This is a genomic window from Pseudoalteromonas sp. R3, from assembly GCF_004014715.1.
In the GTDB taxonomy this organism is placed as follows: domain Bacteria; phylum Pseudomonadota; class Gammaproteobacteria; order Enterobacterales; family Alteromonadaceae; genus Pseudoalteromonas.
On sequence record NZ_CP034835.1, the window covers coordinates 1425171 to 1447458 of the forward strand.

At 48.0% G+C, this 22288-nt stretch carries 16 protein-coding genes; 5 read left to right on the plus strand and 11 right to left on the minus strand.

Annotated features, from left to right (window positions below):
* Positions 1–31: 31 nt before the first annotated feature.
* A complete protein-coding gene (locus ELR70_RS10980; RefSeq protein ID WP_054014148.1) occupies positions 32–1993 on the minus strand; it encodes an FAD-dependent L-amino acid oxidase in 1962 nt (653 codons plus the stop codon).
* Positions 1994–2401: 408 nt separating this feature from the next.
* On the opposite strand from ELR70_RS10980, the gene ELR70_RS10985 reads away from it, so the two are divergent.
* On the plus strand, positions 2402–4033 hold the full coding sequence (locus ELR70_RS10985; RefSeq protein WP_054014147.1) for a winged helix-turn-helix domain-containing protein: 1632 nt from the start codon (positions 2402–2404) through the stop codon (positions 4031–4033).
* 24 nt (positions 4034–4057) lie between these two features.
* Here the strand turns inward: ELR70_RS10985 and ELR70_RS10990 are convergent, their stop codons facing one another.
* From ELR70_RS10990 to ELR70_RS11000, 3 genes are all read right to left on the minus strand, one after another.
* On the minus strand, positions 4058–4975 hold the full coding sequence (locus ELR70_RS10990) for a glycoside hydrolase family 16 protein (protein WP_054014146.1): 918 nt from the start codon (positions 4973–4975) through the stop codon (positions 4058–4060).
* A gap of 185 nt (positions 4976–5160) precedes the next feature.
* Positions 5161–6249, minus strand: a complete 1089-nt coding sequence (locus ELR70_RS10995) for an efflux RND transporter periplasmic adaptor subunit (RefSeq protein ID WP_082353108.1) — start codon at positions 6247–6249, stop codon at positions 5161–5163.
* A gap of 9 nt (positions 6250–6258) precedes the next feature.
* Entirely contained in the window at positions 6259–9378 is a 3120-nt protein-coding gene (locus ELR70_RS11000; protein ID WP_054014145.1) for an efflux RND transporter permease subunit, read from the minus strand.
* 444 nt (positions 9379–9822) lie between these two features.
* Here ELR70_RS11000 and ELR70_RS11005 point away from each other — a divergent pair, with 444 nt between their 5' ends.
* Positions 9823–10281 (plus strand): hypothetical protein, encoded by a 459-nt coding sequence (locus ELR70_RS11005; RefSeq protein ID WP_054014144.1) that lies wholly within the window; start codon positions 9823–9825, stop codon positions 10279–10281.
* Positions 10282–10325: 44 nt separating this feature from the next.
* Here ELR70_RS11005 and ELR70_RS11010 read toward each other — a convergent pair whose 3' ends face one another.
* The 7 genes from ELR70_RS11010 to dinG all read right to left on the minus strand — a co-directional run bounded on the left by ELR70_RS11010 (position 10326) and on the right by dinG (position 16145).
* Entirely contained in the window at positions 10326–11123 is a 798-nt protein-coding gene (locus ELR70_RS11010; RefSeq protein ID WP_054014143.1) for an NPP1 family protein, read from the minus strand.
* 91 nt (positions 11124–11214) lie between these two features.
* Complete coding sequence (locus ELR70_RS11015) at positions 11215–11376, minus strand: YbaM family protein (protein ID WP_082353107.1); 162 nt, start codon at positions 11374–11376, stop codon at positions 11215–11217.
* Positions 11373–11645, minus strand: coding sequence for a late competence development ComFB family protein (locus ELR70_RS11020; RefSeq protein ID WP_054014142.1), 273 nt, complete (start codon positions 11643–11645; stop codon positions 11373–11375). Before ELR70_RS11020 ends, ELR70_RS11015 begins: the two co-directional genes overlap by 4 nt.
* 108 nt (positions 11646–11753) lie before the next feature.
* Complete coding sequence (locus ELR70_RS11025; RefSeq protein ID WP_054014141.1) at positions 11754–12677, minus strand: histone deacetylase; 924 nt, start codon at positions 12675–12677, stop codon at positions 11754–11756.
* Between the two features lie 19 nt (positions 12678–12696).
* A complete protein-coding gene (locus ELR70_RS11030) occupies positions 12697–13296 on the minus strand; it encodes a primosomal replication protein (protein WP_054014140.1) in 600 nt (199 codons plus the stop codon).
* The gene (locus ELR70_RS11035; RefSeq protein ID WP_054014139.1) at positions 13293–14072 is read right to left on the minus strand and encodes a TSUP family transporter; all 780 of its coding nucleotides are present in this window, start codon (positions 14070–14072) and stop codon (positions 13293–13295) included. Before ELR70_RS11035 ends, ELR70_RS11030 begins: the two co-directional genes overlap by 4 nt.
* 3 nt (positions 14073–14075) lie before the next feature.
* Positions 14076–16145, minus strand: coding sequence for an ATP-dependent DNA helicase DinG (gene dinG, locus ELR70_RS11040; protein WP_054014138.1), 2070 nt, complete (start codon positions 16143–16145; stop codon positions 14076–14078).
* Between the two features lie 67 nt (positions 16146–16212).
* Between dinG and ELR70_RS11045 the strand changes: the two genes are divergently transcribed.
* From ELR70_RS11045 to ELR70_RS24850, 3 genes are all read left to right on the plus strand, one after another.
* Positions 16213–18555 carry a DNA polymerase II gene (locus ELR70_RS11045; protein WP_054014137.1) on the plus strand — a complete coding sequence of 781 codons (2343 nt, stop codon included), beginning with the start codon at positions 16213–16215 and terminating at the stop codon, positions 18553–18555.
* A gap of 517 nt (positions 18556–19072) precedes the next feature.
* Positions 19073–21712: a TonB-dependent receptor gene (locus ELR70_RS11050; protein ID WP_054014136.1), complete on the plus strand. Its 2640-nt coding sequence runs from the start codon at positions 19073–19075 to the stop codon at positions 21710–21712.
* A 302-nt stretch (positions 21713–22014) separates the two neighbouring features.
* Complete coding sequence (locus tag ELR70_RS24850; RefSeq protein WP_164881446.1) at positions 22015–22191, plus strand: hypothetical protein; 177 nt, start codon at positions 22015–22017, stop codon at positions 22189–22191.
* Positions 22192–22288 lie beyond the last annotated feature (97 nt).

Sequence of the window (22288 nt, forward strand, 5' to 3'; positions counted from 1 at the left end):
AAAGGCACCTGTGTTGGTGCCCGGTGCAGAGCTACTTACGGTCAAAGTAACTGAGGTTAACACCCAGAACGTTTTCAACTTCCGACTGTTTCTCGATAGGTGCGCTACCCGTTGAGAAGTTAGGCTCGATGTACTGGTTGATCAGCTTGCTGGCATTTTCCTCATAGGCGACTTTAATGGCTTCTGACGAACTAATATGTGTTGTTTGCTCGTAGACCTCGCTCAATGGCTGTAGCCCAAACCCTTTTGTGAGCGCCAGATCGGTCGAGCGCAATGCGCCTTCGACCCATCCCTGGTAATCAGAAAAAGCTTCACCGCAGGTAAATAGGTTAGGCAGAGGCTCAGTCAGTTCTTCCATTACTTTTTTATCATCGGCACCCACTGCCCACTGGTGCACTCCGAAACCAAATTGCTGGCTGGGTGGTACATCAAAGCGGACACCGCCTTGCCAAATTCGGGCGCTGGTCAGAATTGGCTCCGGTACATAGTGTGTGTTGAAAATATCTTTGAAAAAGCGGGTGGCTTGCTCGACCACGGCCGTTGAGGCCGGGTAGATATCACCCGGGATATCGGTGACATACTGATCCTGGTGTGGGTGATGATAGGTTTCACCAATGTTTTGCAGTGCACTCCAGAAGTTAATGTTCAGATAGTCGCAATAGATAGTCAGGGCTGCAGGGCGCTCATATTTTTCATTGCTAATATGATCCAGCTTGGCTTGCGTGCTATCACTTGGGTCGGTTTTGCGCTCCTGATACATCAGGGCCGCGACCAGCTCCTCGTTGACTGCATAAAAGGGGTAAACAGAGCCGGTGGGCAGATCCGCAAAGTTCGGGCCAAACTCAACCGCCGGGCGGCCTGTTGTGCCGCGTCCCCACCAGGCATTGTCGTAATAGAGATTAATCTTCAGCAGCGGCTGGTTCGAGGTGGTTTGCAGGGTATTCCACAGTTGTTCTGAACGCTCCTTATCCAGAGTATTAAACGCATTAGAGCGAACAAAAAGTTTTTCCAGTGCCAGGCGAGGAAGCGCTAAAATGACTTTGTCGGCTGTGACTTTACCCTTATGACTACGCCCGTTTTCATCGGTGTGCAGATAGTGCAGTTCGTAGCGGTTGTCCGCCTCAAGATAAGAAATTTCCTCAATACTGGTTTGCAGGTGAATGTTGTCCGTGCCTATTTTGTCCACAAGCGCATTTGGTAGGGTACTGAATCCGTCTTTGAACGTTTTAAATTGTACGCCAGCCGGGAAATCTTCCAACAATTGATAGGCTACCCCCGCATTCATTTGAGATAAAAAAGTGCCATTAAAGCCAAGTACCCGATACAGCATATTAATACATTCCTGAGAGTAACCCATAGCTGTGTAAAGATCCCACAGGGTCCACTCATTGAGTGTTTTACCTTGCCACTGACATTCGAGACGGAACGCTTGCCAGAACTCAGGGCCTCTGACTTCGGGACGTGCCTTAAATTGCGGATTGGCCTGCAATATCCGATTGAACACAACATTGACAATGTCTTTTGGGTTAACCCCTTGCTCAGATGGGGCCAGATTGTATAGTTCCGACCAAATCTTGTAATTGTCTTGTGCAGCGGTATTCACGCTGAAGCTTTTGCCACGGAAAAACAGGCGATTATCACCACCACTGTTCATCGGGAAAGGGACTATCTGATCCTGCAGATCGAGATTCAGAAACAGCGCCATTAAATCGTCCATGCCGTCAAATAAAAAGCGCATCCCCCCTTGCTCTTCTTTTACCGTGATAGTGGGTGGAGTATTACTATGCTGATTTTTGAATTGAATTAAATCCGAGTCAAGCCGGCCGCCGGTACGATTGGAGCGCTCAAAGATGGCGAGCTTTTCACAGTTTGATTCATTTTGCAGGCGCCACGCACTGTATAGCCCGGCCATACCGGCCCCGACAATGGCGACCTCAAGGTGATTTGGGAGGCTTTTATCATCGATTTCATTGCCAAAAGAATAATGCGTCATAGTAGTTCCTTAGTTTGTTATTTACCGTTTTTGTCACAAACGACGGCAACAATCTGTACGACGACTTCTGTTCAATTGTGTGGACTTGTTTTATTTGCCTTTCATTAAATAGGGTTGAAAGCATGAGAGGGCGCAAAATAATCAAGCCTTATTACAATGCTGACACCAAAAAGACATAACCCATATCAAATGTAGCACAAGGGTTAATTTTTATGCTGTTTGTATTCAATAAATCACATTGAATAGACTATGCTGTTGAATATTTTAAGGTTAAATTTATCCATTAGTCAGGTCTTCTGTCGCAAGTCTGTTTTTCAGGGACTTGAGCCTGACGGGGAAATATTGCACACTCGTGATGGGAACACCGACACCAGCGGTGTGTGTACTGTGAATCTTAGAGATGGACCTATGCGTTATCTGCTCAACAATGTCGAGGTAGACCTGGTTAAAGGTACGGCAACGACCCGTGATGGTATACAGGATATCAGAGCTAAGACGCTGGCAGTCCTGCAGATACTGATTCAAGATTCTGAGCAGATTGTGACCAAGGCACAGCTGCTTGATACGGTGTGGCGAGGGGTTGTTGTACAGGAGCAGGTACTGGTGCAGTCCGTTCGCGAGCTACGGGAAATCCTCGGTGCAGACGCCATCAAAACATATCCGCGTATTGGCTACCAACTGACCTTAGTACCGGTGCCGATAGGTATCTCAAGTGCAGCTCAAAAATACTCTGTTGCAGTGTTATTGAGTGTCTTGGTATTGGCGATGTCCTGGGGACTGCTGAGTAAGTGGTGGGGTGCAGAACTATCATCTGACCGTTACCCTACCGTCGCATTTTTACCAGTCGACAACGCGATACTTGACGATGTTCATGCTGCGGTCCCCCTCACAGGGCTAACATATTTGAGTGAGCATATCCAAAAAGAGTCTGCGTTGCCCGTTGTTACAGCTGAGCATGTGCTGACCACCCTATCTCATAGCCCCTGGTATTCTGATGATACTGCACAGATCAGATTATCGCGGCGACAAGACGTCCTGCAACTTCTGGAGCGATTGGGCGCTGATCTGTTGGTAGAAACACGTCTGAGTGGCTTTCCGCAAGACATGCAATTGCAATATATCTTGCACTTCAAACACAGTGAAGAGCAGGGGGTCGTGTTTGCTGCCAGCCCTGAGCTTGCTTATCAGGCTCTGATAGCACGATTGACGACTCGTTATGGTGAACTATCACAGGCCTTGCACACGCAGCGAGATTTGGATTTTAGCAATGAGGCATTTGCCAGAGGGGTGCAGTTCTACCTGTCGCGCAATTACCATCAAGCGATCGCTTTATTACGATCTGCACTCAGTCACTCTGACGACCCGTTAACTGTCAGACGTTATCTTGCTGCAAGCCTGGCAAACCATGGAGACGTTTCGGCTGCTCTGGCTTTGCTGCAGTCTAATATTGCCGAACAAGGCACCGATCCAGTCACCCGCCGTGAGCGGATGCGGGCCAACCTGATGATTGGTTATTTATTAGTTAACTGGCCGCAGGCAGATGACCGAGATCAAGAGCTTGAACGAGCACAGCAATATATTGCAACCGCTCATGAGCAGGCCACGGACAATGCAGACCAGTTGTTTATTGCGTATGCACTTGAAGAGCTGGGCAAGATTAAGCGTATTCAGGGCAGGTATAGCGAGGCGTCTCGTTTGCTACACTCGGCTTTGAGCTACCATCAGCGTTTCGACGCTATCTATGGTCAGACTAATGCACTCATAGAGTTAGCCCGAATTGCAACCGAACAGGGAGAACACAAAGAGGCTGCACGCTTGTTTGAACAGGCGCATCAGGTGGCAAAGGCGAGTAACGCTATCCCTAATCAGATCTGGATCTGGCTGGCTGAGGCAGATCTGCTGCGTCAGTCACAGCACGTAGAGCAGGCACATCGACTGGCATCACGTGCCAGAGTTCTTGCGCGTGATGCCGATGACCCCGTTTTGATTGAGCGGGTTGAGGCCTGGTTTGCCCGGGCGCCTATATACACAGTTAATTGATAGTTTACGCCTTAGATAGTCTGCTCACAGGCTGCAATAGTCCGCATACTCAGACGGGGCTACGGTGTCTTTATATTTGATATTTTGGCTTCTTAACTGCTGGACCTGTTTGCTTACGTCATTGACCGCAACAATGCTGTCTTTAACAAAATAGACCCAGTCAACATCCTGATAATACTGTCGCATTTCATTGGAGTTAACGATTTTATTAGGATCAAACCACTGGTTAAAGTTTATCGACATTGCGACTTCCGGATAAACATCGCTGCCATGTTCTGCGTACAACTTACCGTTGATGTAGTATTTTAAGGTCTCATTGCCCACCTGCAGAACCAGTGTATTCCATCCTTCCAATGGGGTTATGTCGTAATCGTATGCATTTACTTTGGTCCAGGGCGTAAGCTGGAAGGTTTCCCAGGAGGTAGCAAACAAGGCGTGTCTGTCGGTACCCCAGCCCCCATTGGGCAAGTATTCAAAGTCCATTTCACTATAGTTTTTATCCATAGGTGCGGCCAAAGGGCTGATAGCATAGAAAGTCTGGATAACACCATCTCCATCGGGCCCGTACTGTGGCTTGTCAGTGAAATATACCCGGGCAGCATAGGTGCCTTCGAGATATTTCCGCTTGTGGCACACTTGTACATGACGGGTATTTGCTGCGCTACCATCCGTTTTAGATGTTAAGCGCATGACACGATTGTCAGGGCTATGTGGGTCGACATGAAAGCTCACACCTTCGTGCCACCAGGTTGCATTTTTGATCCCCGGGTGGCCGGTGTCGGAGCGAAGTTGCCAGCCGTGCTTTTGCGCCTCAGCAAAGCGTGTATAACTGAAATCATCAAACATGATTTCAGAGGGTTGTGCACCCAGCGGTTGACTGGTGCAGGCTATCAGCATACTGGCACCTAAGGTGGTCAGAGAAAAAAAGAGGGGGTTTTTCATCACGTGTTCCTTATTGTTATTGGACAGGAACAGCGTTGACTGGAGAGAGGAGATAAGCCAGTTAAAAATGCTTAAATTAACCGTGCGGGCATATTAAAAAATATTAAATGGTTGATTTTTATGAATTGATTTAAAAAATGAGCCTTAGCTCTTCCTTAAGCAGGCTCATTGGGCTAGTAAGCTTTTTAATTTTGTACGTCGACTTCCTGGCCATTGGTCAGTCGCTCGGCTCCGCGTACCGCGACTCTATCTCCTGCAAGCAGCTGGTGGTCCGGTTTAGGAGCAATTGCAACCAATTTGCCCTGACCTTTACCAACTGTCACCGGCACCTGAATAGCAGTGTTGTTGTCTTCAATTTTGACTACATGGACGCCCTGCTTACGCAGGATGAGGGCATCGCGATTTACCAATAATGCTTGTTCGCTGGCGGCCAATGGTACTTTGACATCGACAAGTTGCCCGACAGCCCAGAGGTGTTTGCTCGCTGGCACATTTTGTTGCGCTAGCATGGCACGTACTTCAAAGGTCTGTGAACGAGGGTCGGTGGCTGGTATCACGGCACTGATACGCGCGGAAGCGGTCTGTGGGGCATCCAGATTGCCTGCGCTGACGGGAAGTGTCTGCCCGACGCTCAGATAGCTAAGATACTTGACCGGCACATAAAGGCGGGCTTCTAGCTGATGTATATCCACCAGGTTGAGTAACTCGTCAGCCCGGCTCACATCGCGACCTGCACGGTGATAGCGTTTGCTGACCGTTCCTGCAAACGGGGCCTTAACGGTGGCACGGTTGAGTTTGTCTTCTATCACTTTGAGCTCAACCTGCGCGAGGGCAATATCAGAGCGTACCAGGTCGTGTGCATTCTGGACCTTGTCGACCTGACTGGCTGCGGCACTGCTGGTTTTGGCCAGCTCTTTGAGGCGTGTCAGCTCCTGTTGCTGAAAACGCAAATTAATTCGAGCGCGCTTGAGCATTTCTTGCTGGCGTGCCTTTTCAAGCTCAAGAGGGAGTGTATCCATGCGCACGAGTACATCACCTTCAGCAACTTCAAGGCCAGGCTCGGCAACATATTGCAACCGGCCTGTTACGCCCGCAGTAATCACCATATCGCGCTTGCCATGCAAGGTACCATTTACTGCCAGCTCACTGGTGAGTTGACCCTGAGACACAGGCTCTACAGCGACGGGTTGTGCGGCATCAGCCTGCTGACTGAAGGTTACTGCACCGGCGACAATAAGGGTGACCAGTGCGCATTTAAATTGATTTGCAAACATAAGAGTCTCCTATTGATTCGCGACCAGGTTTAACTGAGGTTTAGTGTTGTTATTAGCTTTAGGGGTTGGTTTTTTATCACTGCCAAGCTGTAACAGACTGGGCATGAGTACCAGGGTAAACAAGGCACTAATTGCCATACCGCCGACGATAACGGTCGCCAGGCCGCGATAGATCTCTGATCCCACGCCAGGCATCAACATCAGAGGCAGCATACCGAAGAGGCTTGTCAATGTACTCAAATAAACAGGACGCGCACGCATCAGCACTGCTTGCTCAACTGCATCGCGGCGGTCCATTCCCTGAGCCTGCGCATGACGCGTTTGGTCGACAAGCAAAATGGCATTATTAACGACCAGACCCAGTAAGATAATAAAGCCTATCATGGTAAGTAGATCTAAAGACTGAAAGGTAAACAAGTTCAGGACATAGAGCGCCAGTACACCACCGGCAATGGCCAATGGCATCACCAGTAGTACCAAAGCGCTGTCACGAACTGACTTAAATAATGCTGTCATCAGTAAGAACAAGATAAACAGGGCGAGGAAGAAGTTAAGGGTCATTTCCTCGATAGCACTATTCATTTTCTGGGCATTACCGCCAAGAATGACGCCGGCTGTTTCTGGTAACTGAGCTTTGATTTTAGGCATCACCTGCTCAGCCAGAATCGCCTGTGCCTGTTGGAGGCTCATTTCAGCGGGCGGCGTGACTATGATACTGACAGTACGACGGCCGTTGATCCGTTGTAATTGACTGGGTCCAACAGTGCGTGTTACTTCTGCAAGCTCCCCTAAGGTCTGGATCCCAGCATCTGGTGTGAACAAAGGCAGTGCTTTAAGCTCTTCTGGAGTCTGCCAGGCTTGAGCACGCAAAATCACGTTCATCCGTTCGTTACCGTTAAAATACTCGTTAATAAACAGGCCTCCGGTAAAGGCCTGAACAGCTTGAGAGACATCCTGACGGGTCAGTCCCGCTTGGGTAATTCGCCGATCATTGGGTTGCAATCTGAGTTCAGGCTCTGCCATATCGAGACGAGGTTGTGGTCGCGCTGTAGCGTCAGGCATAGCGGTTTGCACTGCCTGTAGTGCTACTTGAGCACCAGCGATAAGATCGTCCATATTCGGTCCGGTAAGCTCGATATTGATGTCGCGACCGTCACCGCCATTAGCAATGTTGATCATCGACCCGCGGAAAAAGAACACCTGAGTATCGGGCAGGTCGACAAAAATTTCTTCTCGGGCAACCTGCATAAGTTCTTCAACGCGTTGTGGATCGGCTGAATAAATAAAGCCACCAGCGTTCGCACCAAAAATATAAAAATTGAAGTCTTTGATACTCGGTTGTTTTTCGCCGTGATAATAGGGCATCAGGCGCGCACGGACTCGTTTGAGTAATTCATCCTCCATATAGGCCATGTTTCCACCTGGTGGGGTAATGAGATTAAAGAAAAAGCCGTCGGTAGGCGCGCGGGGCATGAAGTCCGTTTTCGGTAACATAGTGAAGGTCACTATTGCGGAGCCACCCAGCAGCGCACAGACCCAGCCCAATTGTTTGACCTTGCTGTTAGTCAGGCGCATGATCAGAGTTGTCAGCTTTTGCCAGTAATGCTTATACGGATCGGTTTGTGTTTTGCTATCCGGCAGGTATCGATTGGCCACAGGGATAATGGTCAATGCACAGACCATGGAGGCGACTACAGCGATTGAGAGTGTCAGAGCCAGGTCGGAAAACAGTTGCCCCTCAATGCCCGCCATAAAGAGAATGGGGAGGAAGATAGCGACACTGGTCGCGGTAGAGGCAAATAAGGCGCCGGCTACTTGCCCCGCACCACGTAACGCCGCTTTGTAATCATCAAAGCCATTGGATTTCAATCGGGTAATGTTTTCCTGCACGATAATTGCGGCATCTAATACCAGACCAACGGCAAACGCCAGGCCAGCCAGTGAAATTACGTTAAGACTGCGCTCGAAGGCGCTCAGTGCCAAAAACGCGACCATCAGAGATACTGGGATAGTCGCCGCTATGATCAGCGTGGTTTTTATGCCTCTGAAGAACAGCCACAGAATGGCCAGCGACAGCAATACACCGAGTCCGAGGTTACTCTTGACCAGTAGTAAGGCATTGCGGATATGGACGGAAGCATCATAACTTAGCTCAATCGAAATGCCAGCTTCAGGCAGAGGTCCTGCGTTTAAGTCATTGATGGCCTGATTGATGCCGTCGAGCAAAGCAACCGTATTGGCACCGTTTGCTCTAGATACCGTAATATAGTAGGCCGGTTTACCATTTCGGCCACTCATTGCCCGGCGATCTGAGTAAGTTTCGGCGACCGTGGCGACGTCACCCAAATAGATAGGTCGCTCCTGAGAGTAGCCAATACGCATTTGCAGCATATCTTGCAGGTCATATTGGCCAGTAAAGCGCACGGTATACTGGCGTCGGCCAACGTCTGCCAAGCCTCCCGAGGTATCTCTGGAGCTTGCAAGCGTTTGTCTGATCTGTCCCAGTGAGATCCCTAATGCGGCGGCTTTATGAGGGTCAAAGGTGATACGTAATTCTTTTGGTCTTTCACTGGCCAAGTTGACTCGGGCCACGCCGGGTATGCTTGCCAGACGAGGTTCAATCAGCTCTTCTATAGTTTTTTGAAACTGAGCCATGTCCAGGTCTAAGCCATCCCCCTCAACGTTGAGTGGGGTTACGAGTAAGGAGGCGGCATTGGGGCCGGCTGGTCCACCATTGCCGCCTGCACTGACAACCGGATCAATGGCATCCAGCGGTAGCGGTGGCGCCTGATTCAGGTTGGTCAGGACATCCAGCATGGCTTGCTGCATATCGGTTCCGACAGCAAAAGTTAATGAGATAAAGCCGTTGCCTCGGTTTATAGTGGTATTAACTTCCAGCGCGCCTGGGGTATTTTTAACCGCGTTTTCGAGTGGCTCAATGATCACCGACTCAATCTCTTCGGGTGCAGCTTCCCGCCAGCCAGAAAATATGGTTATTTGTGGTTGTTCTATATCTGGTGTCAGCTGGATTGGTAACTTAAAAATACTGAGAATGCCAAACAGTATTAGCAGCACCAGGATCACCACGACAGCAGCGGGGTTTTTCAATGAATTGCGTGTCAGGTTCATAACAACGTCCAAGTGTTGATCTTCACTGTGCAGTTTAATGAAATGACAAAAAACTGCTAGCGGCAGGTAAGTAGGTATTTTTGAAAATCACGACAAATAGCAACATATTAGCGGTGATTTGCTATGTCGTAATACCTTGTAACGATTTAACAGAGTCAGACACAGTTTAAATACCCATCTGAAGTCGCATTTTGGCTGTTTTTTAGACTGTGGCCAGTTCAGGGGCTGTGATCTGATTGACGCTGAAGTTGAATGCCGGGTACCTGACGGTTGGGTTATTATTTTCTCGATTCACATCAAAAAATGTCATGAAAAAATTCATTAATTGACTACTTTTTGACAACAATTTCCGGTAAGCTGCGCGCGCATTCTGGAGGATGCCCGCATTTACCATGCAGGGTTTCGATCTAACCGAGATAAATTGAGCTTAGAAGGAGAGTTGAGATGTTTGTTGCGTTGAAGTGGGACCATCAGATTGGTGCCCATTTTGTTTCCTGGATTGTGGTTGAATGTTCGGCCGTAAGAGAAAAGTTTGGTCTTCCGCAGGCCTTACCACCACGGCGTGATGTCGCCTATTTTGTTGATCCAGCCACTGCTGAGGAAGACGCAAAAGCCTTTGCTGATTATAAAAATGGTGTGACCAGCATTGAGAGTTGTGCAGATTATGCCCCTTATTTGTCTGATCATCATGGATTCTGCCACTATAGCTGGGACCATACTTATCTGGAAGAGCTGGTGAAGCATGCCGTGTTGTACTGGGAAGATGGTCAACATAACCGGCCCGAGCCGGTGCGCGACGATGTCGCTTATTTCGCTTGCCCGAGAGACTCCGAGTCTGATAGCCGATTTTTTGCACAGTATAAGCTGCACACATCCACTGAGGCATTCGCAAAGTCAGCTTAAGGTTGCACAGAGCAAGCCCGCACTATCGCGGGCTTGCAAGAAAGCTACTGTGCCGCTAACACGTCAGCGTTAGTGAAAGTAGGATATCCCGTGGGTTTGAAGCGGTTAAGGTTAGTTAAAAAGCGACTGTCTTTGACGGGTAGGGTCGCTGAGCCATAATCGTATTGATTTAGCTTATCGCGCAAACCTTGATTATCTATGCCATCTCCGGACATTTCGTACCAGCTTATGATGGCCGGTGTGACAAAGCGATTGTACCCATTCTCAGCTGCTTCATTCGATTTTGCAAAACGAAATGCGTGAGTAAGAATACCGTCCTTGTGGTAGACAATTTTCAGGTGTCCATTTTCAAAGGGTAATTCGTTAGCTGGTTTAGTATACAAATCACCGTGTGCACTGTAGCTGCCGTGTGTGACCTGGCCGTCTTTGGTCCATACTGCGGCATATTCCCAGTCATGACGGTGTCCACCTCCAAAGTAGGGGAATACCTGGTCCTTTTTGAAATACATAGCATAAAAGTGACCACAGTATCGACCTTGCTCGGTTTCTGCACAGGCGTATCGGTGTACGGTATTAGAGGTGGCTAAAAACTGGCTGTCTCTGCAACTGCCACCCAAACTACCCGAGGTTTTCAATCCTGCATTCTGTTGTCCGGTCCTGCTGATCCCAGCGCTTGGCAAACATCCATCTCCATCAAAATCGAATACGGGCTCTGTACCGTTGATCACATATCCGTCTGGTAGCGCTTGATCAAGTGCGGCGAAGTCATTGGCCAGCGCACCACCGCTTAACAAGGTGGTGGCGACAAACAAGGCAATAGCACGTGGATGATTTGTTGTCATAATTGTTCCTTACATCATAGGGCGTTGTCATTGTGAGGCGACAATATGACACATGGGTAAATGGTATGTGAAGTTTTTTGTTCTTTTAAAGTTAACTAACTTCCGTATCCAGTTTTTTTGTGAAATCGGCCTGAACTATCTCAAGTGCGGCCAGCACCTGCTCCGCAGGCACTTCGTTTTGCTCTAGCAACATGATCAGGTCTACGGCGAGCTTGATGTGTTCAGGTGCGCTTTCAAGTGTTTTTTGGGTCATGGTTGAAATTGTTTCTTTTTCGCGATTTGTGCCAGTGCGTAATCCACGGCTTCTTTGACTTTGGCTTCCATCTCAGTTCTTTCGTCGGTGGGCAGGTAAAACTCCATGTCTACGTCATAACGAATGTAACGAGCTGGCAAACGGTTTAATGCGGTACAACACAGGTCTGCCATCACGTCTTCATCGTATTTATGGTCAAGGCCTCGTTCTTCAATGTTTTCGAGCACAATTTTCTCGTAATAATTGTGCAAATCATCATGAAGTTTCATTGTAGTGCTCCATTTTGAAGTTATTGTAATTGTACAACATAAACCACCTCTGTGGTTAATGCTACCAGCAATTTTAAAACCTGCAAAATGCCACTTTATGTGGCGAGTTTATTGTGCAGAGGGTGTGTTGAAGCGTTCTGGCCAGACTTGCTGCAGCGCGATAAACAGCTGCTTATGTACCTCAACCAGCCGGCTGATATTACGCTGATAGCCACCTCCAAGTACCGCCATAAGAGGGATTTTATGTTGCTTTGCATGTTTCAACACCTGAATATCCCGTCTCAGTACGCCCTCCAGGCTAATGTCTAAATGCCCGAGCTCGTCACGGTGATAGATGTCTGCTCCTGCGTTATACAGTATGATGTCGGGTTGATGAAGACGAGTACACAGGCTCAGGGCTTCATCTAGTGTAGCGAGGTAAGTGTCATCTGAGCAGCCAATGGGTAAGGCAAAATCGTAGTCGGACGCTTGCTTCAGCTTGGGAAAATTCTGCTCACAATGGAGCGAGCAGGTAATTATCTGCGTATCTGTTGTCAGGATCTCAGCACTACCATCACCCTGATGCACGTCACAGTCCAGCAGTAATACCGTATCGGCCTGTCCGTTGTTGATAAGGGTTCTGGCGGCAATGGCGAGATCGTTGAAAATGCAAAAACCGGCAGCTCTGTCGCTGAAGGCATGATGGTACCCGCCACTAAGATTGGCAGCAAAGCCGTTACTCAATGCAACCTCCGTGGCTTCGAGTGCCGTACCGATGGAGCGTAGTGTTCGTTCAACCAACTGTGGCGACCAGGGAAAACCCATGCGCTTAATAGCAGCAGCTGACATAGTGCCGTCAAGAAATTGTGCAACATATTGCGTATCGTGGCACATCATGAGTTGCTCTGGTGTAGCAATACACTGTGATTGCGTGAGCCATTGTGCACACGATGTCTGTGTTAGTTGCTGATAAAGCAAGCGGTATTTATCAATAGGAAACCTGTGCCTTGGCGGTAAAGTGAGATCACTGTAGCTGGGATGATAAAACAACATAGAGGGGCTATTTTCCAAATCAGAAGCGGGTTTGTTTTTCTTTTTGCTGGATTTTATCCTCCGTTGCGCTGATGGCTTTGCGGCAGCGCCCGAGCCGGCCATGTAGCGCAAGAATTTCTTTATTTAGCTGACTGGCCTGCTCTGGCGTTGCTTTTATCAGCTGATCCTGGCGCAGCGAGATCATTTCTTGCAGGCGCCTTTCAAATTCATGGTTTTGGGACAATTCCTGATAAAGTTCATGGGTAGGTTGCATGATCTTTTTGACGGCCTGACGGAAGACTTTTGCCTTCTTGTGGGGCTGAAAACGGTTTTCTTTCGCCCACACGGGGGTTGATTTCAGCACTTTAATGATGGCTTCAATCTGTTCACCGATGTGTTCTACTGCATATTGCAGCGCATGGCGTTGCGACTGCGGAGGTAAATGTGCCAGCGCTTCTTTGACTTCATCTACATAGTCGCTGAGTTTGAGGCTTTTACTACGAAACACATGACTGTCAAATAGGCTGGGTTGTGACTGAATATAGCGGTTTTTATCAAACCATTTTGCGTTATCAAACTGCTGGGCGTGATGTTGCAACTCTTCAACGCGCTGCCTGAGTTTATCCAGTGGCTGACTCATACCATATAGGCCTCAAAAATAAGTTTTGCTGTCAGGATAATCACCACAGTATTAAACAGGGGTTTGATCAACCGACTACCAAACTTTATCGCTGAATGCGCCCCAAGCCAAGCACCCAGCATTAAAAATGCGCCCATAGCCAGGCCCAGCAGGTAATTCACATGACCCAGTGCAACGAAGGTGATCAGGGAAATAAAGTTCGAAACAAAATTCATCGAACGTGCAAGACCACAATTAAGCAGCAGGCTCATCTTATACAGCATATCATTGGATGCGGTCCAGAAAGTGCCGGTACCGGGGCCCGCCAGGCCATCAAAAAAACCTAGTGCCAAGCCTTGCAGCCACTGTTTTACCTTAAGTATGGCGGTTTTTTTGGGCAAGTCTATGGAGTCGCTGTGACTCATTTTGCCAAACAGACTATACAGAGCAACCAGCAAAATAATGACAGGAATAAGCTTATTCAGGAACTCAATACTGAGTGAGTCGACCAATAAAGTGCCTAATGCGGCGCCAATGGCGGTGGCCAGTACGGAAGCTGCCCAAAACCTCGGGTTAAAGAGGTTTTTCTTGTAATAAGTGAAACTGGCGGTTAAGGAGCCAAAGCTGGCCGCAAGCTTATTGGTGCCCAGTGCCATGTGTGGAGGCAGGCCAGCAGTGAGCAGAGCAGGTACAGTGAGCATACCACCACCGCCGGCGATCGCATCAATGAATCCTGCTGCTAGTGCAACTGTACATAACAACGCCAAGGTGGCTGGGTCTAAAGCAAATTCGAGCATGGATCAGTCTATTTGTTTCGCAAAGGGTGGCAGCGTGTCCAGCATCGCCTTGCCATATCGTTTGGTGATCAGGCGTCTGTCGAGTATGGTGATGCGGCCAGAATCCGTTTCTTTGCGCAGCAGTCTACCACAGCTTTGGACTAATTTCTTGGCAGCATCTGGCACCGTAATCGATAAAAATGGATTTCCTCCTTTAGACTGAATGAATTCAGCCTGTGCCTCTTCAACTGGTGACGTGGGAACTGCAAAGGGGATCTTAGTGATCACCAGGTTCTCCAGGTACTTGCCTGGCAAGTCTAACCCCTCAGACAAACTCTGAGTACCAAATAAAATACTTCCTGCGCCCAAATCAATGGCGGCGCGGTGGCGTTTAAGCAGCTCTTCTCGAGACAGTTCGCCCTGCACCAGGATCTGCCAGTTTTGTTTGCGCAGTTTGGCAACCACGTGATCCATTTGCCAGTAGGAAGCAAACAGCACCAGGTTGGCCTTTTTCTTGTCCAGGTAGTCGGGCAGCGCTTCTGCAAGATAATCACTGAAGGCTTTGTCTGTAGGCTCCGTTTTGGTCTGTGGAATATGCAGTTTGGCTTGTTTGGCATAATCAAAGGGAGAGTCGGCTTTGATATATTTGACACCTGGTTCGTTACTGAGTCCGCTTTCTCGCGCAAAGTGGTCGAAGTTACCCATAGCACTGAGCGTGGCTGAGCATAACACCGCCCCGGCACATTCGCGCCAAAGGTTATCTTTTAGATAAAATCCCACTTCAATGGGACAGTCACACAATAGGTAGTCATGATGGTGTTTGTAGTCCAGACGTTTTATCCAGCGCGCGTGTGGCGTGCCTTCACCTTTTGTGGCATAGCTGAACCATAATTTATTGAGCTGCTCCAGGCGGTTAATATACTGACCGCTCTCCGCCAATATAGGATCGGCAAGAAAGCCCTGGACGTCACCATCGTTGACATCCAGGGTCAACGCATCATGCATTTTACTCAGTGCGCGCAGCGCATCCTGAGTAGCATCAGCGATGTCCTTGGCACGTTCTTTGAGCTGCTCCGGCACTTCACCATGCAAAAAACGATGGGTATCATCATCGTTGTAGGTGTAGTCAGATTGATCCAGCATGTCTCTGACCTGGCGGAGTACTTTACCCGCATCATTGGCTGCGTCATTGAGTTTGAAATTTTGCCCGATGGCTTTTTGTGACACCACAACATTGGCCATTTTACCGCTGAACTTGAGCAGTTTGTCCAGCCACTCTATCGTACCTTTAATTGTTGCTGCTGCGGATGAGAAGTCCCGGGTAATATGCGGCAAATGGTGGGCCTCATCGATAACGTAAAAGGTCTCTTCCGGGTCACTCAAAATGGTACCGCCACCGAGTTCCAGATCGGCAAGTAAAAGGGCATGGTTGATGACCAGTACATCCATTTGCGCGATTTTTTGCCTTGCCAGATGAAAAGGACACAAGTTGTGAGATTTCAGCTGGCGCTGACAAGCATGTTTGTCGCAAGCGATGAGGTTCCAGACTTTGTCTGGGATGGTATCGGCCCAGCTGTCTCTGTCACCTTGCCAGCGTTTATCCTGATAGGCTTTTGCCAGTTCTTGTAAGCAGCGCTGTTCCATTGCCGACAAAGGTGAGCTGGTTGTAGGCATCAGGGACATTTGTGTTTCTTCGCCGCTTACTGCGGCCAATAGCTTTTGCACACAGATATAACGCTGGCGACCTTTCACTAGATCAAATTTAAAATCGAGGCCGGAGTGCTCTTTAAAAAAGGGGAGTTCCTTATTGAGTAATTGTTCCTGCAGCGCAACGGTGGCAGTGGATATGATCAGTTTTTTCTTTTTTGCCAGTGCCATGGGCAGAGCCCCCAAGCAATAGGCCAGAGATTTACCTGTTCCGGTCCCCGCTTCAATCACACAGATACGTTGAGATTTGTGATAGTCACCACCGAGCGTTTTGGCGATTTCTGCAACCAGATAGTTTTGTCCGGCGCGAGGGCGAAAACCCTCGAGTTGTTCAGCTATGTTGGTGTGCGCCTGACGAATGGTTTTTTTTAGAGAATCTGACAGCATGTAGGATCGCTTAAGCAAAAAAGTATGGATATAATTACAGGTATTCTATTCTAGGCGGGGATCTCCTTTGGCACAAGCGGTATATCAGGGCTTTATCCTTTCACGGCAACAGATCCATTTAAACAACCGATTGCACTTATGTTACTGGTTGAAATCTGCACAAGGGTTATTGAAAGTGATCACTGAGCCGCAGCAGGCGGTCTTGTTTATACGCAGTGCAGACGCTAAAAGAGCGCAAACCCGCATAGCTGAATTCACCTCAGGAGTTGAATTTAAACCACTCACTCTCAAGCACCTCGACCAGTCACCGGTTAGCGCTCTTTACTGCTCAAATTTAAGTGATTTCTATCAATGTAAAGAGAGTTTGACCGACCACGTTACTTTGTATGAGGCAGATATTCGCCATGCTGACAGGTACCTGATGGAGCGGTTTATTCGCGGAGGTGCCTGGGTATCTGGCCAGGCAGTAGAAAAAGCCGGATACATAGAAATCCGACAGGCTCGGTTAAAGCCATCACCGCATTTTGTCCCTAAGTTGTCTATGTTGTCGCTGGACATTGAGTGTAGCGGGGAAGGTGTGCTGTTCTCTGTTGGGCTGGTCACAGAGTCACAACGGCTTGTAATTATGATAGGCGAGCCAGAAGTCGCCGAAGTAAATGTGCGTTGGGTTGCCGATGAATTATCATTATTGCAGGCTCTGGTTGAGGAAGTTAACCGCATGGATCCGGATGTGATCATCGGTTGGAACGTGATTGAGTTTGACTGTGCGGTATTGAATGAAAGGGCTGAAGCATTGGGCGTCTCACTCAGTTTTGGGCGAGATGGTACGCCCATGCAAGTATCGAAAGGGAACTTTACCCGGGTACTTATAGCGGGTCGGGTCGTACTGGATGGCATAGATACGATGAAAAATGCCACTTACCACTTTGAAACCTTTAAGCTGGCTTATGTTGCTCAGCAAGTGTTGGGGGCAGGTAAACTAATCGAGCAGGACGACAGGCTTGAAGCTATCATACGCCTGTTCCACCAGGACAAGCCGGCACTGGCGGGTTATAACTTGCAGGACTGTGTACTGGTTTGGGATATATTCACTAAGCTGTCTTTGCTGGAATTTGCTATTGCCCGAACTCAGCTAACGGGTCTGGAGTTGGAGCGTATGGGTGGATCAGTGGCTGCATTCACCAATTTATATCTGCCTTTATTGCACCGCAGCGGTTATATTGCGCCTAATCTGGGTGAGCATGGCCTGACATTTGACAGCCCAGGGGGCTATGTGATGGATTCACGACCCGGATTATATCAAAATGTATTGGTACTCGACTTCAAAAGCCTCTATCCCTCCATTATACGCACCTTTCATATCGACCCTATGGGATTGATAGAAGGGCTAAAATCACCCCAGGATGCTATTCCTGGCTTTAATAAAGGGGCTTTTTCCCGCACTCAGCATCATCTACCTAAGTTAGTCGCACAGCTGGCGCAGGCACGCCAGGAGGCTAAAGACCGGGGTGAGAAAATGCTGCAGCAGGCCATCAAGATTATTATGAATAGCCTGTATGGTGTTCTGGGGTCACGGGGTTGCCGGTTTTATGATCCCCGATTGTCCAGTTCTATTACCCTGCGTGGTCACGAGATTATGCAAACCACACGAGGCTGGATCGAAGAGATGGGGTATGAAGTCATTTATGGTGACACGGATTCGACCTTTGTATGCGTGCCTGAGTCTTTATCCGCGGCGCAATGTCAGCAACTTGGTGAAAGTCTGATGAGGGAGATTAATCTGCGCTGGGCTAAGCATATAGACAGCCATTTCAATTTGCCGAACTATCTGGAAATTGAGTTTGAAACTCACTATAGCCCTTTTTTTATGCCGACTATCCGGGGTCAGGAAACGGGATCTAAAAAGCGCTATGTCGGCCAAATACAGACAGAGCAGGGCACTGAGCTGGTGTTCAAAGGATTGGAAACGGTGCGAAGTGACTGGACTGAAATTGCGAAAGAGTACCAACAAGCGGTCATCAGGGCACTGTTTGATGGCCAGGATGTGGTATCTGTGACGGAACAGTATATTACCTTAATCAACAGTGGCCAGGCAGACAGCAAGCTCATCTATAAGAAACGCCTGGGCAAACCCCTTAACGCCTACGTTAAGAATATTCCGCCACATGTCAGGGCCGCAAAAGAGGCGCACAGCTTGGGTATCGACAGAGTGCTCGGTAAGGGGAGTCAGGTTGCGTACTATATTAGCAGATCAGGCCCTAAACTGGTAAGCGGAGCGTTAGCAAACCCCGATTACAGTCATTATATAGAGAAACAGATCTTACCTATTTATCAAATGCTGCCGGATATCGATCTGGAGGCTATCAGTTTACATGGCCAGCGCACGCTGGATTTGTCCTCAGATTTGTAATTGCGTGCAAGCGGTTCTTTAGCTGCTTGTAAGCAAATCTTTTTTTCAGTCTATTTGCCATTCACCAATAAAGATCACTGCATACAAAGCTTTATTTGAATGTAAATACATACTAACTTTTTTGAAAATGGTTTGTTTGGTTGATATTTTTTGCATAAAAAAACAGCGAACAGACTGAGTTTTAAAATATTTTTTTTAACCAAAATGCGACTTGCAATTCTTTCCTGGTACTGGTCCCTGCATTCTTTGTGAACAACCCCTTTGTGAATTCAATTAAAAAATGCATTTATTTTGAAGTGAGTAGTAATTAACTTTAAAGGCCTGTTAAATCATTGGGTTTTGATTGTGTTTTTGGTGTGCTTGTCTGTTAAGTCGTGGGGGTTTGACGCTTAACACAGGTCGCGATTAGTATCCGTCGCGAAAATTCAGAGCCTGCTGAAATTAGACCCAGCAAGCTCGTTATAAATACCAACAATACTCATGCTTACCGCCACGAGTAAGCCCAGGGAGAAAACACATGTTGAACACTAAAGTAACTAAGGCCGTGCGTTTAGCACTGGCATTTGGTGCTGCGTCTACGGCTGTGATTGCACAGTCAGCCTCTGCACAAGACGGTGCTGAAAAAGTAGAACGCATTGAAATCACAGGCTCGCGTATCAAGCGTGTCGACATGGAAGGTGCAAGCCCGGTTGAAGTGATCTCTACCGCTGAATTCGAAGGTCAGGGCCGAGTCTCTGTTGCTGAGGCACTACAAAGTGTGACTTCTAACAGCTTTGGCTCTGTTATCCCAAGTTCTGGTAACAGCGGTCAGTCGCAGTCAACTGTAAGCTTACTGGGTGCCGGTGCGGGCCGTACCTTGGTGTTGATCGACGGTAAGCGTATGGGTAGCTCACCTTCACTAAACGGTGGTGGTGCTAACCTGAGCTCAATCCCAATGGCGGCGGTAGAGCGTATTGAAATTCTTAAAGATGGCGCTTCAGCTATCTATGGTTCTGACGCGATTGCCGGTGTTATTAACGTTATCCTGAAAAAAGACTTCGAAGGTGTATCTTTCGATATCCAGGTTGGTCGCCCTGAAGCAGAAGGTGCAGACACCAAGCAAATGTCAATGGCATTTGGCGTAAGCTCTGACAAAGGTAATATTACATTTGTATACGACCACCAGCAGCGTAACCCAATCTTCTCTCGTGACCGTAGCTACACAGCGGCTTCTATGGAAGATAGAAATGGTGATGGCCTAATCTCTATCTACGACGAGACTGTGGGTATTAGCTACTTTGGTGAAACATTTAAAAAGAAATCAGGTGGTGGTTATATCGCCTCACCTAAATGTGATGAATTAACAAAAACCGTACCAGGCTTTGTTGGTGTGCTTGACCAAGGCACCAACCTAGGTGGTGTTGGTGGCGGTGAAGTCTGTGCTTATGCTCATGCAGATGTTTCAGCCAACATGGCATCGACTAAGCGCGATTCTGCGATGGCCAGTGTTAATTATGAACTCACCGATGAGTTAGAGCTGTATGCACGTGCAATGTTCAGCCGTAACGATTCATTTGGCCGTTATGCTCCGCCTGCTGACTATTTTGAAGATATGGCAGCGGACCACCCGTTAAACCCAACGGGTGAAGTTGCAAACGGCTATTTCCGCTGGTATCAGACAGGTAATCGCGATGGTGAGGTAACGGATTATCAGCAAGACTATACACTTGGCCTGAAGGGCATGTTTGGTGATACCGCTGAGTGGGAAGTGTCTTACCACAAAGCAAAGTTAGATTACCGTACAGCAGGTCGCTACTATCTGAGTGTTGCTGGTTTGTCGCACAATATTTTGAATAAAATTTCGCTTGAGTCTGAGCAGGGCAAGGCGAATATGCGTGCCACCACTTACACAGAAAGCCAGAGCGAACTGGATCACGTCTTTGCAGGTCTGGGTTTTGAACTGGGTGAGCTAGAAGCTGGTGCGATTTCGCACTATGTGGGTGCTGAATACTTCGATATGACGTTAGATCAACGTTACGACGCACAAAACGAAGCCGGTCTGATCGGCGGCGATGCTGGTGGTTCAGGTGCCGGTGAGCGTGATGTAACGGCAGTATTCTATGAAGTGGCATTTCCAATCTTGGATAATTTAACACTGAGCGCGGCCTATCGTTACGACGATTACAGCGACTTCGGTGGTGAAGGTAATCCAAGTGTGAAACTGGACTACCGCCCGATTGATGATCTGTTACTTCGTGCATCATACTCAGAAGGCTTCCGTGCGCCATCTCTGAAAGAGCTGAATGCAAAAGACTCTAAAGGCAGTCCGAGCGTGACTGACTATGTAAGCTGTGCAGCTCAAGGCACACCTGCTATCAAATGCAGCACGGTTGCAGTCAGTGAGGTGCGTAAGGGTAATGACCAGCTTGGTCCGGAAGAATCGACCTATATGAACTTGGGTGTGGTTTATTCTGGCTTTGAAGATGTCTCAATCAAAGTTGACTACTTTGAGCTTGAAATCGACAATGTCATTTCAATCATCACTGCGCAGGATCTGGTACATATTGAAAATGCCGGCAAGCTTGACGAAGTTCAGGCAAGATATTCATATGTTGGCATCGAGCGCGACGCTGATGGGGTTATCTCGAAGGCATATACTCAGTATGCAAACGGCGCTTCTATGTCTCGTAAAGGGTTCGATATTGACTTGTCTTACAAGCTAGAAACTTCGTTTGGTGACTTTAAGTTCAGAAATGTAACCACCTTGCTGACAGAAGTGGGTGAAGATGTTTACTTCACTGGTCCTCGTGAAGATGAGAAGGGCGCACCGGAAACACCTGAATGGCGTTCTCAGTTCACTGTTAACTACGCAGTTGATAATTACACAGTGAACTGGACCACAGACATCATTGCTGATACTTACGAGACGCAGTCTGTTGTTAAAGTCGATGGTAAAGAACCGTTCAATGTATACGATGGCTCGCTTCCGACTTACGTAACCCACAACCTGAACATGAAGTACTACAGCGATGGCTATGGTACGTTCACTCTGGGTGCACGTAACCTGTTTGACAAAGGCGTGGTATTTAATAGCCAGGGCTTCTACGAAGACTATGCTATCTACAATACAGGCCACATTGGTCGCGAAATCTTCGCCGGTTACAACATCAGCTTCTAATTTGCTGAGCAGTAAATAGAGCGTGAGTGCGCTTTAAGCGCGCCTTAAAATATAAAAATCCGACTTCAGAAATGAGGTCGGATTTTTTATGTTATCAACGCAGTTTCTCTAGCAAATTCTTCGCTAGTTTAAATGCCCATGGCCATATTATATGGCTCTGATCTTTCCACCTGCATAGTGGCTAGTTGCTTCCCGCTGGCAAATATCAGCACCTGTCAGAAATGTATCAAAATATGCGTTACTCTGGGTCATCGCTTTGTTTGGCTTCATTGAACAGTATTGCCATAGGTCAAAGATCTCACATGCCATTAACTTATGATATCCATATCGACGAAGACCGCCAAGTTTCATCTGGGATAGTGCTGGGTGGCGCTCGGGGCATAGTTGATATTGCGCTTCAGCGCGATTTTTCATTGTTCAAAATCTATATATCACAGGTCGCTGAACTTGCCGCAAAGCGACTAATTTGGCTAAGGTAAGGCGCCGGTATCGATTGAAGCAACAATCATTTTCCTGTTTGCAAAAATTGTAAAAGCTGACACTGAACGCCGTTTGGTTCACATGGTTAGAGTAAAG

Coding starts and splice junctions, on each gene's coding strand:
- ELR70_RS11000 (WP_054014145.1), bottom strand. CDS start 9,378: ATGAACCTGACACGCAATTCATTGAAAAACCCCGCTGCTGTCGTGGTG.
- ELR70_RS11030 (WP_054014140.1), bottom strand. CDS start 13,296: ATGAGTCAGCCACTGGATAAACTCAGGCAGCGCGTTGAAGAGTTGCAA.
- ELR70_RS11010 (WP_054014143.1), bottom strand. CDS start 11,123: ATGACAACAAATCATCCACGTGCTATTGCCTTGTTTGTCGCCACCACC.
- dinG (WP_054014138.1), bottom strand. CDS start 16,145: ATGCTGTCAGATTCTCTAAAAAAAACCATTCGTCAGGCGCACACCAAC.
- ELR70_RS10990 (WP_054014146.1), bottom strand. CDS start 4,975: ATGAAAAACCCCCTCTTTTTTTCTCTGACCACCTTAGGTGCCAGTATG.
- ELR70_RS11020 (WP_054014142.1), bottom strand. CDS start 11,645: ATGAAACTTCATGATGATTTGCACAATTATTACGAGAAAATTGTGCTC.
- ELR70_RS11050 (WP_054014136.1), top strand. CDS start 19,073: ATGTTGAACACTAAAGTAACTAAGGCCGTGCGTTTAGCACTGGCATTT.
- ELR70_RS11025 (WP_054014141.1), bottom strand. CDS start 12,677: ATGTTGTTTTATCATCCCAGCTACAGTGATCTCACTTTACCGCCAAGG.
- ELR70_RS10980 (WP_054014148.1), bottom strand. CDS start 1,993: ATGACGCATTATTCTTTTGGCAATGAAATCGATGATAAAAGCCTCCCA.
- ELR70_RS11035 (WP_054014139.1), bottom strand. CDS start 14,072: ATGCTCGAATTTGCTTTAGACCCAGCCACCTTGGCGTTGTTATGTACA.
- ELR70_RS11015 (WP_082353107.1), bottom strand. CDS start 11,376: ATGACCCAAAAAACACTTGAAAGCGCACCTGAACACATCAAGCTCGCC.
- ELR70_RS24850 (WP_164881446.1), top strand. CDS start 22,015: ATGCCATTAACTTATGATATCCATATCGACGAAGACCGCCAAGTTTCA.
- ELR70_RS10995 (WP_082353108.1), bottom strand. CDS start 6,249: ATGTTTGCAAATCAATTTAAATGCGCACTGGTCACCCTTATTGTCGCC.
- ELR70_RS11005 (WP_054014144.1), top strand. CDS start 9,823: ATGTTTGTTGCGTTGAAGTGGGACCATCAGATTGGTGCCCATTTTGTT.
- ELR70_RS10985 (WP_054014147.1), top strand. CDS start 2,402: ATGCGTTATCTGCTCAACAATGTCGAGGTAGACCTGGTTAAAGGTACG.